Below are 16,303 nucleotides of genomic sequence, written 5' to 3' on the forward strand. Positions count from 1 at the left end.
AAACCATTAACGCACAGACAACATATCGAATTCTTATCAGCGGCGGCGGCACAGGCGGACACATCTATCCGGCTATTGCCATTGCTAATGCATGGAAGGAAAAACATCCCTCCAGTGAGATTCTGTTTGTAGGTGCTTTGGGGAAAATGGAAATGCAAAAAGTACCTGAAGCTGGCTATGAGATCAAAGGTTTGCCGGTGGCAGGACTTCAGCGCAGTTTGACAGTGGACAATCTAAGCTTTCCGATTAAGCTATTGAAAAGCCTAAGAATCGCTTCCGGCATCGTCAAAGACTTCCGTCCTCATGCAGTAGTGGGAGTAGGTGGATATGCAAGCGGACCGGTTCTTTATGCTGCGCAAAATAAAAAAATCCCAACCCTCATTCAGGAGCAAAACTCCTATGCAGGGCTGACAAATAAACTTTTGTCCAAAAAGGCCAGAACCATCTGCGTCGCATATCCTGCGATGGAGAGATTCTTTCCTGTGGAGAAAATCAGAGTTACAGGAAATCCTGTCAGAAAAGATATTCTCGACTTGTCCGGAAAGCGAGCATTAGCTCAAGAGCACTTTGGATTAATAAAGGGTAAAAAAACGATTTTGATTTTGGGCGGCTCTTTGGGGGCAAGAACCCTCAATCAGGCGGTGCTCAAAGACATGGCGGAACTCGAGAAAGCAGGCTATCAGGTTCTTTGGCAATGCGGAAAGTTCTATTTCAAGGACATGACGGCCAAAATGGAGGAATCCAATCTGCAGCATATCCACTTGAGAGAGTTCATCCGAGACATGGATTTTGCTTATGCAGCAGCTGATGTGATCGTTTCCCGAGCAGGGGCGCTTTCTGTTTCTGAACTCAGCTTGGTTGGCAAGCCGGTGATTTTCATTCCCTCCCCTAATGTGGCAGAAGATCATCAGACTAAAAATGCGATGGCATTTGTGAGTCACCAAGCGGCGTTGCTACTAAAGGATTCGGATGCCGTCGGGCAATTAAAAAATAAAATAGAAGAGCTGATGCAAAATCCCGAATTGGTGGATGCATTGGGGAAAAACATGAAAGAATTGGCTAAGCCGGATGCGGCCGATGCCATTGTGAACGAACTGGAAAAACTAATTCAATGACATTCAAAGGTATAAATAAGGTCTACTTCCTCGGAATCGGCGGCATTGGCATGAGTGCCTTGGCGCGATGGTTCCGTCATGAAGGCTATCCTGTAGCGGGATACGACAAGACCCCGTCGCCTTTGACAAAAGAATTGGAAAAGGAAGGAATGCAGATCAGTTTCGAAGATTCGGCTGCTTCAATTCCTTTGGAATTTACCACTAATCCTGCCGAAGTATTGGTGGTTTGGACTCCTGCGATTCCCAAGGATAGCGTTCTTCTGAATTTCTTTCAGGCGCATTATAATCTGAAAAAACGCTCTGAGGTGCTTGGTATGATCACCAAGGATTTCTATTCCATCGCTGTTGCAGGCACTCATGGTAAGACAAGCACTTCTTCGCTCATCGCACATTTGCTGAAATCAGCCGGAAAACCTGTTGCGGCTTTCTTGGGAGGAATCACTCAGAACTACAACAGTAACCTGATTTTGCCTGGCAAGTCTAAGGAAGCCACGATTGTCGTGGTGGAGGCAGATGAATTTGATCGCTCATTTCTCCGACTACATCCAAATGAAGCAGTGGTCACCAGTTCGGACCCTGATCACTTGGATATCTATGGAGATGAGGCTACAATTTTGAATGGATTCCGGGATTTCATCAAGCTTTTGGATAAAAAAGGGAAACTCTACATCCAAACTCATGCTTGGTATCGCTTGGGTGAAAATCTCGGTATTAGTGCCGGAATCAGAGAATACGGCTTGAGATCCAATGGAATTCATGCCGAAAATATCATCGCCAAACCAGGAATTTTCTTGTTCGACTATGTAGGAACCAAAGCCCAAATCAAAGGTTTGGAACTCCATATTCCAGGTTTCCATAATGTGGAAAATGCCCTTGTAGCCATTGCAATAGCAATAGATCATGGTGTGACCGAAGATCAAATTCGCAATGGAATTAAGTCATTCAAAGGGGTGAAGCGAAGATTTGAGATCCATTCCAATGTGTCAGGTTATATCTACATCGATGACTACGCGCATCATCCGGAGGAGATAAAGGCATGCCTTAGCTCAGTACGTGCGATGTATCCAACACAGCGACTGACGGTTGTTTTTCAGCCGCATTTGTTTACCCGAACCAGAGATTTTGCTCAGGGATTTTCTGAAAGTCTCTCCCTCGCTGACGAGGTGGTGCTTTTGGATATTTATCCTGCAAGAGAACTTCCTATTGAAGGCGTTACTTCTGCTATGCTTTTAAACGGGATTAATACAGGTAAGAAAACATTAATCAGTAAAGATCAGGTATTGGATTACCTGAAGGAATCCCAGCCGGAAGTCCTTGTGACGATGGGTGCGGGAGATATTGACCGGCTGGTACCGGTTATCGCCAATTGGACAGATTCACGAGCTAAACTTTCTGAAGCATGAATAAGGCAAACCTGAAAAAAGCACTTGGATTAGTGACGCTATGCCTCGTTTTGGTTGGGTTTATTGGCTTTGTTGAAAAGCAGTCTCAACTCAAAACCTACCAAGGATTTGAAATTGATCTTAAGGCCGTCAGTGGGGTATATTTTGTAGAAGATAAAGAAGTCGGAGAAATCATTACCTCGGCTTTTCCAGAGCTCAAGGCCGGACTTTCTGTTTCGGAAGTACCTCTGGGATCCATTGAGTCCAGGCTAGCAGGTCATCCATTTATCAAATCGGTGCAATCATCAATCGGGCAAAAAGGCATCCTCAAGGTAACCATCAATCAGCACGAGCCAATCGCCCGAATTGCCCGACCGATGGCAGCAGATGGATACATCACTACTGATGGATTGATCATCCCTACCTCTCCTAGCTATACCAGTCGAGTTTTGATCTTGGAAGGTGCCTATGCAGAGCAGCTTATGGATCAAGGGAGTGTGGATGCAATGCCTGAGTTGATGCCCTTGATTGAATTTGTAACTAAAAACGAGTTTTGGAGCGCGCAGGTAAGTGAGCTCGAGATTAATAAAAAGGACGACATCCGTCTACATCAGCAGGTTGGTAAGCAGGTAATCGAGTTTGGAGATGCGCTTGATTTTGAGAGCAAATTCAGAAGGATTGAAGTGCTGTATAAAGAGATTTTACCAAGGAAAGGCTGGAATGCTTATGAGCATATCAGCGTGAAGTTTAAGAATCAAATTGTTTGTGAATAAAGCTTGGATATGGAAAACGACAAATTAATCGTAGGTCTGGATATTGGGACAACCAAAATCTGTGCGATCATCGGACGCAAAAATGAGTTTGGAAAACTCGAGGTTCTCGGCATGGGGAAGGCAGTGTCTGACGGTGTGGATCGCGGTATCGTGACCAACATCGAGAAGACTGTCCACGCTATTCAGAAAGCTGTGGAGGATTGCTCCAATATGGCTGATGTGAATATCGCTGAGGTCATCGTTGGGATCGCCGGACAACATATCCAAAGCAAAATCATGCATGGCAGCATCATGCGACAGCCTACTGAGGATGAGATCACGGTGGAGGATGTGCAGCGCCTTTCAGCAGATATGCACAACATCGTTGTGCCTCCTGGTAACAGTATCATTCACGTCATGCCTCAGGACTACACCGTCGATTACGAAGGTGGAATCAAAGATCCTGTGGGAATGGCAGGTACACGTTTGGAGGCAGATTTCCATATCATCACTGCTCAGACTACAGCTATTCACAACATCAACAAATGCGTGAAGAAGGCTTCTCTTGAATCCAAGCAGTTGATCTTGGAGCCTTTGGCAAGTTCACTTTCGGTCCTGAGTGACGATGAAAAAGAAGCCGGCGTTTGCTTGGTGGATATCGGAGGTGGAACTACAGATATTGCAATTTTCTACGAAAATATAATTCGACATACTGCTGTAATCCCCCTTGGAGGGAATATCATTACCTCGGATATCAAAGAGGGATGCATGCTGATGCAGAATCAGGCAGAATTGTTAAAAACCCGATTTGGAAAGGCTATTGCCGAGGAAGCGAATCCCAATGAAATCGTGTCGATTCCGGGCTTGAGAAATAGGCCTCCGAAAGAAATTTCCATCCGAAATCTGGCTTCGATTATTCAGGCAAGGATGGAAGAAATCATCGAAATCGTTCAGAATGAAATCATGCAAAGTGGCTACTACAAAAAGTTGGCCGGCGGGATCGTCATCACAGGAGGCGGCTCTCAGTTGCAGTGCATTTCACAGCTTTTCGAATACATGACAGGACTGGATTCCAGAATTGGTTTCCCTAATGAACACCTGGGAAAGTCAGTGATCGAAGAGGTGAAAAGTCCGATGTATGCCACTTCCGTAGGATTGGTTTTGGCAGGATTCAAAGCACTTGATAATCGTGAAGAGGGCTATTTGAAAAGAAAAGCTAATACAGGTGTGAAGCCAATTCTAGCTGTGAAAAGAGAAGCCATTGCCAACAATTTCTTCAAAGGAATAACAGATCGCTTAAAAACTTTAATCTCCGATGATATCGGAGAAGAATATTAAAACTAGGGCTTATGATTGGGGAGGTAATCCGCCTTGCAGATTGCTTCCTTCTTTATCCCTTTTTGAAATGAAAAATCACAACATCCGAAACTATTCACCAAATAATTAAATATGTCAGATAACATGAAAGATTACAGATTTGACCTCCCAAGAAACCAAAAATCGATCATCAAGGTCATTGGTGTAGGAGGTGGCGGTAGCAACGCCGTAAACCACATGTACGCCCAAGGGATCAAGGACGTGGAGTTTGTCGTGGTCAATACCGACGCGCAAGCTTTAAAATCATCTCCAGTTCCACTGAGACTTCAGCTTGGAGCAAACCTAACCGAAGGTCTAGGTGCCGGCGCTAATCCTGAACAAGGAAGAAATGCGGCCCTTGAGTCTCAGGAGGAAATTCGTGAGCTTTTGGCCGATAATACCAAGATGGTATTTATTACAGCTGGAATGGGTGGAGGTACTGGTACAGGTGCCGCGCCGGTGGTAGCTAAAATCGCAAAAGAACTCAATATCCTGACTGTGGGTATAGTGACTGCTCCGTTCATGTTTGAGGGAAAAAAGAAAATGGCTGTAGCACAAGCCGGGATTGAATCCTTGAGAGAAAACTGTGATACAGTTCTTGTCATTCTCAATGACAAATTAAGAGAGATCTATGGCAATCTTGCGATTCGTACTGCTTTCAGCAAAGCGGATGATATCCTTACAACAGCTGCGAAATCTATCGCCGAAATTATCACTATCCATCAGGATGTGAACGTCGATTTTGAAGATGTGAAGACAGTAATGAAAGAGGCTGGGGCTGCGGTAATGGGATCTTCTACTGAAGAAGGTGAAGGACGTGCTATCCGTGCTGCTGGTGCTGCGATTTCTTCTCCATTGCTCAACAATGTGGACATCAAAGGCGCTCAGAAAATTCTCCTTTCCATTATGTCTGGAGAAGACGAAGAGCTATCTATGGACGAACTCAGCGAAATCACGGAATACATTCAGGAGAAAGCCGGAGATAATGCCGAAGTTATTTTTGGTCAGGGTATCGATCCGGAACTTGGCAAAGCAATCCGCGTGACAGTTATTGCCACTGGTTTTGAAATGGATAAGCTTTCTGACAAACCAAGAAATAGAGAACTTTCCACTCCTGTTTCAGCATTTGCAAATCCAATTGCCAACACTCCAGTCGCAAATCCAGAGGTACTGAAGACTGTAATCAATCTTGATTCTGGCAAAAGCCAAAAAGTGAAAGAGGAGCCGATTTCAGGTGGTTCTACTTTTACATTCAACCTTCCAAAAGCTCCAGCTGCTGCGCCGATGAAGCCGATAGAAGATGACCATGAAGAGTTTGTTTTCAGGGTGAATCCCATTCAGGAAGAGGTTGCAGAAACTATTCAGGAAACTGAAAAAGTCGAGAAAATCGTATTTAAACTTGAAGATGAGTCTGAGAAGAAATCTGAAGTAATGCCTCAGGAATCTGCTCCGGTACCTCAGCTTTTTGCAAATGATTACTATGAGCAAATGAAGCAAAAAGCAATTCAGAGAGCACACGAGCGTTTCGAAAAACTGAAAGGAAACAGAGCCTTCAACCCAAGTCCTGAGGAATTGAAGGAGAAAATGAATGTCCCCGCCTATCAGCGAAAGAATGTAGTCTTAAATGAACCGCAGCACAGTTCAGAATCTGAGACAAGCAAGTACAATCTAAGTGACGAGAATGAAATCCTCGGCAACAACAGATTCTTGCATGATAATGTGGACTAAGTCCTAAAATTCAAGCAGCATGTCTGCCTGGGTCTGTAGCAGTTCTACATACAGCCTGTTGGTGAGCAGGTTATCTGACATATTTTGCTCGATTTTAGCAAGCTTCGGCTTGAGAGCAAGAACATGCATACCCAGATAATGGAAGATGTCGGTGAGGTGGCTCAAAGCGATGCCACCCCCGCCTATTCCTGATGATATTCCCACCAAAGCACATTTTTTATTCCGGAAGGTATTCGGATAGGTCATCCCGTCGATGAATGATTTTAGTATTCCAGGGAAAGATCCATTATACTCCGGTACGATAAATACAAATTTTGTCCCTGCCCTTACCCTGTCATGGAAGGCATTGTATCCAGCATTTCTACCATTATTTTCATAAAGCGCTGTGGCAATAAAGTCCGCAGGCAAATGCTCCAATTCCAAAATTTCTGAATCTGTACCTTTTTCTGTTAGGATAGCTTGATATAGCTGCGCGATAACTTTCGAAACAGAATTTTTGCGGTTGGTACCGACGATGATTTTAACCATAAGGGTGTTTTTCTGTTTTCTATACAAGCAAGTAGGGTGAAAAGTTCTAAGCCTCAACCAAAAACCTATATTTGCGCATAAATCTCACAAATACATGGACTACCTCGATCAAATTCAAGACGCTGTATCATTCATTCAAAAACTACATCCTGCAGATGTTCCTATCGGAATTATTTTGGGTACAGGCTTGGGGAATTTAGGCAATCAGATTGAAGTCGAACTGGAAATTGATTACAAAGACATTCCCCATTTCCCTATTTCCACAGTGGAGAGTCATTCTGGAAAATTGATTTTTGGAACCCTTTCAGGGAAAAAAGTCGTGGCGATGAAAGGGCGATTTCACTACTACGAAGGGTATTCGATGAAAGAAGTGACTTTACCGGTACGGGTAATGAAAAAACTTGGTGTCAACACATTATTGGTTTCCAATGCCTGTGGAGGTCTTAATCCCGAGCAGGAAGTGGGAGATGTCATGATCATTACGGATCATATTAATCTCTTCACTGAGAACCCGCTTCGCGGAAAAAATTACGATGAACTCGGCCCGAGATTCCCGGATATGAGTGACGCTTATTCTCATGACTTAATTGAAAAAGCGATGAATATCGGTGCCAAGCATGGAATCAAACTCCACCAAGGGGTGTATGTAGGTGTAGAAGGACCAAATCTTGAAACCCCCGCTGAATACAAGTATCTCCGGATCATAGGAGGCGATGCGGTGGGAATGAGTACGGTTCCGGAAGTGTTGGTTGCCCGGCATTCAGGAATGCAAGTATTCGGAATCTCTGCCATCACAGACTTGGGTGTGGAAGGTCGTATTCACAAAGTCGACATTGCTTACGTTCTTGCAGCAGCGGCAAAAGCTGAACCGGTCATGAGCTTAATCATGCGGGAGTTGGTGGCTCAGATTTGAGAGATTTGATTTTCAGCTTAAATCGAAGAGGTTGTCTCAAAAGGCCTATTGGTGTCAGCCTGAGCACCTGACCAACGAGAGTTGGGCAGTACAAAGGCCATTTCTTGTAAAAAAGAAACATTTCTACTACGCTACCAATGGCAGCTTGTTTTTAATTCAAAAAAAAATAAAATGATAGAATTTTATTCTGATTTCAAATCATAAATCATTCTGTATATCCGCTTCTTTGCCAGTAAATCAAAATGGCCTCGACTTCCCACCACGGCGGGCAAGCTGCACGGCCTCCGGATTCTGGTTGTTAAGGGGAGGGAAGGAATATGCGGCGCAGCCGCATATTCCTTCCCTCCCTTTAAAAAAAACTACCGGACACCGAGCGAAGTCGAGGTGAAACTAAATAGAATTTGGCTACTGGCAGAATTGCGTATATCCATATTAATCATTTATTTATGGTTCTGAATTTAGTTAGGCTATTCTTTTTCTTCGTTCTTTTGGCTTGACTTAGGGACTAGCGTAAAAAAACAGTCCAGTGGACTGTTTTAGCTAGTAGCCAGGTGTAGGGGAGGCAAAAGGTCAAGATTTGCCAAAGCTCCCACCCTGCCTGCCGGCAGGCAGGCGCACGAGGCCGAACGCTGGCTCGCTGGCAAATCCTCCCACCGCGCCCTTCCGAGTAATGCTTTGTCTACCCTAATAAAATCAAACCTCCATTCGCATTATATCGTCTTCTGAATTTCAAAACCCTATCATTTCCTTTTTGTATGTTTTGGAAAATATTTAAGACTCAATGTGAGAATTGGTATTTATGAGACTGCCTTTTTCTGCCATAAGTGGATTGGATCTGCCAGAACTTCGTTTTTCTGACCATTTTCAAACAAAATTCCCTATATTTTGAGTTAGATTTAAGGATTTTAATAGAGTCATGATGAAAATTGCAGTTGGTTCACTTTTGATATTTTTGTTTTTCTGCTTTCCTTCTTTCGGGCAAACTGATTCCTTGACTTTTTCTTTTGGGAAAAGTGGAGGTGAACATCCCAAACCATACATTTTAACAGGAAAAATTACATCAAAAGACAGCGGCAAGCCAATCGAAGGAGTGGGAGTGCACGTAGACGGTTTATTCACAGGAGTAAGCACTGATCGATTCGGTACTTATTATCTTACAATAGCTCCAGGATTTCACAGGGTTGTCTTTCGACATATCTCCAATATCCCGATATTCACCAACATATCCCTCTATGAAAACGCAGTGGTAAGCGTTCAAATGGTAGAGAAAAATTTTGAACTTGAAGGTGTGGTAGTGCTCTCTGATGAACCTGATCGAAATGTCAGAAATCCAATCACAGGAGTCACCAAATTGACCGCTACTGAACTAAGAGCTATTCCCGCATTTCTCGGCGAAGCAGATATTTTCAAGGGACTTCAATTATTGCCAGGCGTCAGTTCGGTAGGGGAAGGGACCTCAGGGATCAATGTACGTGGAGCAAAAGCCGATCAAAATCTCCTGATGATGAATGAAGTTTTGGTCTTGAGTTCCAACCACGCCTTGGGCTTTCTGTCAGGATTCAATACCGATGTGACGGAGAATTTCACATTATATAAAGGAAATTTACCGGCCAACTTTGGAGGTAGAGCAGGTTCTGCACTGAATATTCTTATGAGGCCCGGAAGTAAGGAGAGTTGGCAAGGCTCACTGGGAGTTGGGACATCCAATGGTAAAATCCTGTTGGAAGGCCCAGTCTTGAAAGATAAAGTCTCGGTGATTTTTGGTGGTCGAATCTCGAACGTTAATTGGCTACTCGGTCAAGCTCGTGATTTGGATATTAAAGCTAGTCGATTGAATTTCTATGACGGCTACCTAGGTTTGAATTGGGATCTTGGCAAGGGGCATCAGCTGGAAGCTAACACCTTAGTAACGGGAGATGATTTTCAGTTTTCGGATCAGTTTGGATACGAGTGGGCCAATCGAATCAGTTCGGTGAAATACAAAGGAATTTTGGGTGAAAATATATCTATCTCAGGTTTACTCGCTGACGGTAATTTTGATAATGCATTCTTTGACCCCGAGGGAGTCGATGCAGCCAAGGTAGAAAATGGGATGCGCTATCAGCAGGGCAAAGTCTCGGCGACTTGGGCAAATGATAAACTGGCTCTCACGGGTGGTTTCGAGGGCATTTACTACAAAGGAAAACCTGAAAGAATCTCACCTTACAATGAAGAATCGGCAATTCAAAGGGAGCAAGTCGGGAAGGAGCGAGGATTGGAGTACTCGGGATTTCTTTCGCTAGAATATGAGTTAGGAGAAAGTATAGGATTTGTCGGAGGGGTACGATATTCCGGGTACACTCAGCTTGGTCCTGATACGGTCTATCAATACAATCCTAATTCACCAATCACTGGAAGTGAAATTATCGGCGAAAATCCAGTATCCGGGAAAATCAAATCGTATTCTGGATTTGAGCCTAGATTTTCCCTCCGACAAAATCTTAATCCAACGCTTTCGATCAAACTGAGTTATGCTAGGCTTTTCCAATACATCCAGTCCGTTTCCAATACATTTGGGCCGACTCCTATTGATCTTTGGCAGCTAAGTACAACCTATATTCCCCCTCAGCGATCAGATAATTTCTCGCTTGGCGTCTTCAAAAATAAAAAAGACAACAGCTGGGAATATTCCATTGATGCCTTTTACCGAACTAGTGTAAATCAGGTCGAGTACCGTGATTTTGCACAGATTTTCTTAAATCCTCACATGGAAACAGAATTGGTTTTCGGAAGAGGTGAAGCCTATGGTGCTGAATTTTTGATCAAGAAAAATATAGGAGTAGTGACGGGTTGGCTAGCATACACCTATTCAAGGTCATTTTTCACTTCTCAGAGCATATTTAGTGAAGAGCAAATCAATCAAAACAAGCGATTTCCTTCAAACTACGATAAACCACATGAGGTGAATTTTATTCTTAGCAGAAAGATGTATCCGAGAGGACTCTTCAATTTCTCGGTAAATTATGCTACAGGTAGACCAGTCAGCGCAGTCAGTGCCTCTTATATTTTAAATGGTGGATTATTGGTGCCGGATTATTCGGGTAGAAATCAATATCGAATTCCTGATTATTTCAGGGTAGATGTATCATACACGGTAGAAAAAGTGTTTATCAAAAAAGGAGACAGTCTGAATTTTAGTATTTACAATCTTTTTGGAAGAAGGAATGCGTATTCGGTATTCTGGCAAAAAGATGGGGATTCACAGCAATTGAGACCGTATCAATTGTCGATTTTGGGCTCAATTTTTCCTTCAATTACGTACAGCATCAAATGGGGTGGGCAATGAGAAAGTTAAGCGTATTTAGTTTATTAATTGTTTTTTTCGGATTCAACTCCTGTGTGGAGCAGATTGAATTTGAGTTGGAAAAGGCTGAAAGAGAGCGATTGATCGTGTCTGGCACTTTGACCGATCTGAATGAAACCCAAGTCGTTTTTCTCTCAGAAACAACCTCAAAAGCTAGACAGCCGCTGCTTGCTGATGAAGAGAGGCGCATCTTTACTTTGAATGATTTGCCCAGGCCATTAGCAGGTGCTCAGGTAACACTTGTCGCTGTGGGAGGCGGGATTTGGTTCTATCGAGAAACAAAACCGGGGCGGTATGAATTGAATGGTTTCAACGGAAGAGTAGTGAATTCTGATCTTTATCTTCAGATATCTGCGGGAAATAGAGTATATCGATCAAAGGCACAGCGGATTCCAGAAGCAATAGGGTCAGATGATCTGAGTTTTTCCTTTGAGCGGACAAGGTTGAAAGATAATCCTGATGCTGCACAGGTCATTATCAAAACAGAAGTGACTTTGCCGGAGCAAATTGGTGATTATTACCTGAGATGGACTGTGGATGAAGCCTATTTCTGGGATCTGACTTTTTTCCCAAATGCATTTAACATGCCCCCTCCCCCTTGCATTGTATTTGATTTTCCGGATCCTGAGCGAATCCCTTTAATCAATGGAGATCTTTTAAATAGGCCTGGTGGAAAAAGTACACAAATCGTAACAAAGCGATTGGTTGATCAATCCTTTTTAAGTCGACATTATTTTAATGTCAGGCAATTGAGCATTTCGAAAGATGCCTTTGAATATTGGAGAAGGGTACGAGAATTGGTGAATAATACCGGGTCTGTGTTTGATTCCCCACCTGCACAGATTCGCGGTAATATTTTCAATGTAGATGATTCTGAGGAAGTGGTGCTGGGGTATTTTGAAGTAGCCAAAGCTAGAGTTTCCCGGATTTACACTACTTTTGCAGATGTCCCATTTTTTGTGGAAAAGACCTGTGAATATGATCCCAATCGGAGGAGAGACCAGTATCCACCGACTTGTCTTAGCTGTAATTTGTTTCCAAACAGTCAGCAGGAATACCCAGAGTGGTGGTTTGACGAATAACAAAACGAGTAAAGGCAAAAAGTAAAAGCTCCCGACTTAAGAAGAAATCGGGAGCTTTTAAATTGAAGAGGATGCCTATTTCTTTTCACCCATATAATCCACTACAAAGTAGCTCATCACCCGAACGCCCAAGACGAAGCCACTTTCATCAATAACAAAGTCCGGAGTATGGTGTGATGGTGTCGTCAGCGGATCGCCACCCTTTTTCATACCACCCAGGAATATAAAGAATCCTGGTTTTTCTCTCTGAAAGAAGCTAAAATCTTCTGCTCCAGTTACTGGATCCATCGCAATGACATTACTTGCTCCAGCAGCAGCAGCCATGGAGGGAGTCATTTTGGTTGTTAATTCTGGGGGATTTATAGTGGAGGGATAAAGCTTACCGATTTTAACATCAGCCTTTGCACCTGCGCTTTCTGCGATGTTCGTAATGATTTCATTTATCCTACGGTGTACAAGTGCTTGTTGCTCATCTCCGAAGGTTCGAATTGTCCCAATCATTTCTACTTTTTCAGGAATAATGTTATGTCTGATTCCTCCATGAATTGCTCCAATTGTCACCACAGCAGGATTTTCAGCAATGTTTACATTCCTTGAGAGAATCGTTTGCAGGCCAAGAATAGCTTGAGCGGAGGTTACAATAGGGTCGATGCCGGACCATGGAGAAGCTCCGTGAGCCTGAGTTCCTGTAATGGATACTTCGAGGTTATCCACTGCCGCCAAGAAAGGCCCGGAGCGATAACCGATTTTACCAGCCTCTATAGATGCCCATATGTGTAATCCAAAGATGGCATCCACATCGGTCATCACTCCTTCTTCCACCATTTGCTTTGCACCGAATGTAGTCACCCCCGGTTCATAGATGCCTTCTTCAGCAGGCTGGAAGATAAACTTGACCGAGCCTTCCAATTGATTTTTCATCCTGGCCAAAACCTCGGCCACACCCATTAAAATGGCCACGTGAGAATCGTGCCCACAAGCATGCATTATCCCCGTTTCCTGCCCATTATACGTTCCGGTATTGACGGATCGGAAGGGGAGATCATTCCGCTCGGCCACAGGAAGGGCATCCATATCCGCACGTAATGCGACCATCGGACCAGGTTTCCCGCCTCGGAGAACTCCTACCACTCCGGTGACAGCAACATTTTCAGTCACCTCCATGCCCAAGGAGCGCAGGTGATCGGCTACAATTTTGGCAGTCCTGAATTCCTTGTTGCCTAATTCAGGATGCTGATGAAAGTCCCGTCTCCATTCGATTACTTTAGGTTCTAGAGCAGAAGCATTTTGATCAATTTGACTATGCAATTTGGTTTGGCCAAATGATATCAATGGAAGAAAAATCAGGAGAAGGAGTATTTTTTTCATTTCAGAAAAGAAAACAAGGATTTGAATGGTTTTTAGAAATTCGTTCTGCAAAGCTTTAAAATCCTTTCTGACAGAACATGGAAGCAAGGAAGTGCTTGTGGAATATATGATGGTGCCAATTTACTTTTTTGCCCCCAAAAAATCCACAACAAAATAGCTCATGACACGCATGCCAAGGACGAATCCACCTTCGTCGATGTAGAAATCAGGAGTATGGTGAGAGGGAGTTTTTGTGGGGTCACCGCCTTTTTTCATTCCTCCAAGGGAAATAAACAATCCCGGCTTCTCACGTTGGAAAAAGCTGAAATCTTCCGCGCCGGTGATTAATGGGTTGGTGAGTACGTTACCTTCTCCTGCTGCTGCTAAAATCGTAGACTCCATTTGTGCAGTGAGGGCAGGGTCATTGACCGTGGAAGGATAAAGTTTAGTAATGTTTACATCTGCTTTTGCTCCCGCACTTTCAGCAATTTTGGTGGCGATTTCGGTAATTCTTTTATGTACTAGATTTTGCTGCTCATCCCCAAAAGTCCGAATCGTTCCAATCATTTCGACTTTTTCAGGAATAATATTATGACGAATCCCACCATGAATTGCACCAATAGTGACAATAGCAGGAGCAGTGGTAATGTTTACATTTCTGGAAATAATGGTTTGAAGGCCATTAATGATCTGGGCTGAGGTAACGATAGGATCTACGCCCGACCATGGGGAAGCACCATGGGCCTGAGTGCCATGAACAATGATTTCAAGATTATCTACTCCCGCTAAGGCTGGACCCGATCGATAGCCGACTTTTCCCACCTCCATCTGGGAACCGATATGTAGCCCAAAAACCGCATCCACGTCTTTCATCACCCCTTCTTCCACCATCTGCTTGGCTCCCCAAGATGTCACGCCTTCCTGATAAATTCCTTCTTCTGCGGGTTGGAAGAGGAATTTGACCGTGCCTTGAAGTTCGTTTTTCATCCCTGCCAAGACTTCAGCTGCACCCATCAAAATAGCCACGTGTGTATCATGTCCGCAAGCATGCATCACGCCGGTTTCCTGACCGTTGTAAGTGGCTTTGACGGTGGATTTGAAAGGTAAATCCACTCGCTCCGTCACAGGAAGAGCATCCATATCAGCACGGAGGGCAACAGTGGGTCCCGGTTTACCGCCTTTTAGAATCCCAACAACTCCAGTCACGGCAACCCCTTCCTGCACTTCAATACCCAAAGTGCGAAGGTGATCCGCCACCATTTTGGCAGTTCGGACTTCATTATTTCCAAGTTCAGGATTTTTGTGAATGTCGCGCCTCCACTCGATTACTTTGGTTTCGATGGCAGCCGCTTTTTTATCTATTTCAGGACGCAGTTTGGTTTGGCCAAATGCTGTTCCGCTGATTAGAAGTAGAGGTAAAATTAATTTTCGCATAAGAAAATAAGGTTGATTGTTAAGCTCGCAGTGATTTGCCTGAGTGAAAATAAGGATAGTAGTTTTACAATTCTTTATCACCCGTGATTAAATCATAAGATGGAGAACTTTTAATTCAATTAATCCTTTATTCTAACAAAGAACTAGCTATGGAACTGAAAAATAAAATCGCTGTCGTTACTGGAGTGAGTAAGGGTGTTGGACTTGAAGTCGTCAAGCAATTATTGGAAAAAGGAACAGTCGTGGCAGGTTGGGGAAGAACAGCACCCGATCTAAAGCATGACAATTTCCATTTTTTCGCCTGTGATGTTTCTGTGGAGGATGAGGTAGAAAAAGCTTACACCTCGACCGTGAAAAAGCTGGGAACCGATATTCGAATTTTGATCAACAATGCAGGTTTTGGTGTGGCTGGTAAGTTTGAAGAAATGTCCACAGAAGACTGGAAATCCATGTTTGACACCAATGTCCATGGGATTTTTTACGTGAGTAAGAGATTGGTTCCTGCCATGAAAACCGCCGATGAAGGTCATATAATCAATGTTTCCTCTATTGCGGGACTTAATGGAGTGGCCAATTTTGCAGGATATGTGGGCACCAAACATGCGGTAAGAGGAATTTCTCACTCGATGTACATGGAATTGCGGGATTTTGGAATTAAGGTTTCCTCCATTTTTCCCGGTTCGATCCAAACCAACTTTTTCGATAAAATTGAAGGCACTACTACAAACGAAAATATGATGCGCCCTGAAGATGTAGCTCAAACGATCGTGCAGACCTTGGAGACGCATCCCAATTATTTTGTGGCGGATGTGGAATGTAGACCGCTAAGGCCGAAGGGGAAAAAGTGAAGTCAAATTCATGAAGGAGGTGTTATTGGGAACTTTGACTACCAATAACACCCCACTTTTTGGGACTTTTTTTAACCCGGATTATGCATTAGGTTTCGTTATGAGGCTTGTAATTGCAATAAAATCAGGCTGTTTGGAGACTGAGTCATCCCGTACGTACGGGATGGTGAAGTCGAAAACAGCAATGTAATAACTGATTTTGAAGCAATTACGGGCCGCAATAGAATTGCTAATGCATTTTTCGGGTTTAACCGCAAAGGCTGCGCAAAGAAAGAGTGAAAAGGCAGTAACAATGTTTATCCGAACTTCAGCGGCCTTGGCCGAATCAATCCCTTTCAAGGGCACAAAGTAAAAAAGCTAAAGCTTTTTTAAGCTACTCGGTAAACTCGGGTTAATTCAATATGGATATACGCAATTCTGCCAGTAGCCAAATTCTATTTAGTTTCACCTCGACTTCGCTCGGTGTCCGTTAGTT

13 protein-coding genes are annotated in these 16,303 nt (G+C 43.7%); 10 read left to right on the forward strand and 3 right to left on the reverse strand.

Features of this window, described 5'->3' with window-relative positions; all coding sequences use genetic code 11:
* Positions 1 to 5 precede the first annotated feature (5 nt).
* The 5 genes from murG (at position 6) to ftsZ (ending at position 6,333) form a co-directional block, all read left to right on the forward strand.
* Complete coding sequence (gene murG, locus ACK4HU_RS09770; protein ID WP_409806206.1) at positions 6 to 1,115, forward strand: undecaprenyldiphospho-muramoylpentapeptide beta-N-acetylglucosaminyltransferase; 1,110 nt, start codon at positions 6 to 8, stop codon at positions 1,113 to 1,115.
* Positions 1,112 to 2,518 carry a UDP-N-acetylmuramate--L-alanine ligase gene (gene murC / locus ACK4HU_RS09775; protein WP_409806170.1) on the forward strand — a complete coding sequence of 469 codons (1,407 nt, stop codon included), beginning with the start codon at positions 1,112 to 1,114 and terminating at the stop codon, positions 2,516 to 2,518. The genes murG and murC overlap by 4 nt, the downstream gene beginning before the upstream one ends.
* The gene (locus ACK4HU_RS09780) at positions 2,515 to 3,270 is read left to right on the forward strand and encodes a cell division protein FtsQ/DivIB (protein WP_409806172.1); all 756 of its coding nucleotides are present in this window, start codon (positions 2,515 to 2,517) and stop codon (positions 3,268 to 3,270) included. Before murC ends, ACK4HU_RS09780 begins: the two co-directional genes overlap by 4 nt.
* A 9-nt stretch (positions 3,271 to 3,279) precedes the next feature.
* A complete protein-coding gene (ftsA, locus tag ACK4HU_RS09785) occupies positions 3,280 to 4,587 on the forward strand; it encodes a cell division protein FtsA (RefSeq protein WP_409806175.1) in 1,308 nt (435 codons plus the stop codon).
* A 123-nt stretch (positions 4,588 to 4,710) separates the two neighbouring features.
* Positions 4,711 to 6,333, forward strand: a complete 1,623-nt coding sequence (gene ftsZ / locus ACK4HU_RS09790) for a cell division protein FtsZ (RefSeq protein WP_409806208.1) — start codon at positions 4,711 to 4,713, stop codon at positions 6,331 to 6,333.
* A gap of 3 nt (positions 6,334 to 6,336) precedes the next feature.
* Here ftsZ and ACK4HU_RS09795 read toward each other — a convergent pair whose 3' ends face one another.
* The gene (locus tag ACK4HU_RS09795; protein WP_409806178.1) at positions 6,337 to 6,861 is read right to left on the reverse strand and encodes an NADPH-dependent FMN reductase; all 525 of its coding nucleotides are present in this window, start codon (positions 6,859 to 6,861) and stop codon (positions 6,337 to 6,339) included.
* Positions 6,862 to 6,955: 94 nt separating this feature from the next.
* Here ACK4HU_RS09795 and ACK4HU_RS09800 point away from each other — a divergent pair, with 94 nt between their 5' ends.
* The 3 genes from ACK4HU_RS09800 (at position 6,956) to ACK4HU_RS09810 (ending at position 12,199) form a co-directional block, all read left to right on the forward strand.
* Entirely contained in the window at positions 6,956 to 7,774 is an 819-nt protein-coding gene (locus ACK4HU_RS09800; protein WP_409806181.1) for a purine-nucleoside phosphorylase, read from the forward strand.
* 916 nt (positions 7,775 to 8,690) lie between these two features.
* Complete coding sequence (locus ACK4HU_RS09805) at positions 8,691 to 11,099, forward strand: carboxypeptidase-like regulatory domain-containing protein (RefSeq protein ID WP_409806184.1); 2,409 nt, start codon at positions 8,691 to 8,693, stop codon at positions 11,097 to 11,099.
* Positions 11,096 to 12,199 carry a DUF4249 domain-containing protein gene (locus tag ACK4HU_RS09810; RefSeq protein WP_409806186.1) on the forward strand — a complete coding sequence of 368 codons (1,104 nt, stop codon included), beginning with the start codon at positions 11,096 to 11,098 and terminating at the stop codon, positions 12,197 to 12,199. Before ACK4HU_RS09805 ends, ACK4HU_RS09810 begins: the two co-directional genes overlap by 4 nt.
* A 75-nt stretch (positions 12,200 to 12,274) precedes the next feature.
* On the opposite strand, the gene ACK4HU_RS09815 is transcribed toward ACK4HU_RS09810, so the two are convergent.
* Both ACK4HU_RS09815 and ACK4HU_RS09820 read right to left on the reverse strand, forming a co-directional pair.
* A complete protein-coding gene (locus ACK4HU_RS09815) occupies positions 12,275 to 13,567 on the reverse strand; it encodes an amidohydrolase (protein WP_409806189.1) in 1,293 nt (430 codons plus the stop codon).
* Between the two features lie 120 nt (positions 13,568 to 13,687).
* Positions 13,688 to 14,980, reverse strand: coding sequence for an amidohydrolase (locus ACK4HU_RS09820; protein WP_409806191.1), 1,293 nt, complete (start codon positions 14,978 to 14,980; stop codon positions 13,688 to 13,690).
* A 149-nt stretch (positions 14,981 to 15,129) separates the two neighbouring features.
* Here ACK4HU_RS09820 and ACK4HU_RS09825 point away from each other — a divergent pair, with 149 nt between their 5' ends.
* Positions 15,130 to 15,828, forward strand: coding sequence for an SDR family oxidoreductase (locus tag ACK4HU_RS09825; RefSeq protein ID WP_409806194.1), 699 nt, complete (start codon positions 15,130 to 15,132; stop codon positions 15,826 to 15,828).
* 10 nt (positions 15,829 to 15,838) lie between these two features.
* Positions 15,839 to 16,018, forward strand: coding sequence for a hypothetical protein (locus tag ACK4HU_RS09830; RefSeq protein ID WP_409806197.1), 180 nt, complete (start codon positions 15,839 to 15,841; stop codon positions 16,016 to 16,018).
* Positions 16,019 to 16,303: the final 285 nt, after the last annotated feature.

Source organism: Algoriphagus sp., assembly GCF_046296635.1.
Lineage (GTDB): Bacteria > Bacteroidota > Bacteroidia > Cytophagales > Cyclobacteriaceae > Algoriphagus.

Excerpts from the sequence above, each read along its gene's own strand:
- murC (WP_409806170.1), top strand. The coding sequence starts at position 1,112 with ATGACATTCAAAGGTATAAATAAGGTCTACTTCCTCGGAATCGGCGGC.
- ACK4HU_RS09780 (WP_409806172.1), top strand. The coding sequence starts at position 2,515 with ATGAATAAGGCAAACCTGAAAAAAGCACTTGGATTAGTGACGCTATGC.
- ftsA (WP_409806175.1), top strand. The coding sequence starts at position 3,280 with ATGGAAAACGACAAATTAATCGTAGGTCTGGATATTGGGACAACCAAA.
- ftsZ (WP_409806208.1), top strand. The coding sequence starts at position 4,711 with ATGAAAGATTACAGATTTGACCTCCCAAGAAACCAAAAATCGATCATC.
- ACK4HU_RS09795 (WP_409806178.1), bottom strand. The coding sequence starts at position 6,861 with ATGGTTAAAATCATCGTCGGTACCAACCGCAAAAATTCTGTTTCGAAA.
- ACK4HU_RS09800 (WP_409806181.1), top strand. The coding sequence starts at position 6,956 with ATGGACTACCTCGATCAAATTCAAGACGCTGTATCATTCATTCAAAAA.
- ACK4HU_RS09805 (WP_409806184.1), top strand. The coding sequence starts at position 8,691 with ATGATGAAAATTGCAGTTGGTTCACTTTTGATATTTTTGTTTTTCTGC.
- ACK4HU_RS09810 (WP_409806186.1), top strand. The coding sequence starts at position 11,096 with ATGAGAAAGTTAAGCGTATTTAGTTTATTAATTGTTTTTTTCGGATTC.
- ACK4HU_RS09815 (WP_409806189.1), bottom strand. The coding sequence starts at position 13,567 with ATGAAAAAAATACTCCTTCTCCTGATTTTTCTTCCATTGATATCATTT.
- ACK4HU_RS09820 (WP_409806191.1), bottom strand. The coding sequence starts at position 14,980 with ATGCGAAAATTAATTTTACCTCTACTTCTAATCAGCGGAACAGCATTT.
- ACK4HU_RS09825 (WP_409806194.1), top strand. The coding sequence starts at position 15,130 with ATGGAACTGAAAAATAAAATCGCTGTCGTTACTGGAGTGAGTAAGGGT.
- ACK4HU_RS09830 (WP_409806197.1), top strand. The coding sequence starts at position 15,839 with ATGAAGGAGGTGTTATTGGGAACTTTGACTACCAATAACACCCCACTT.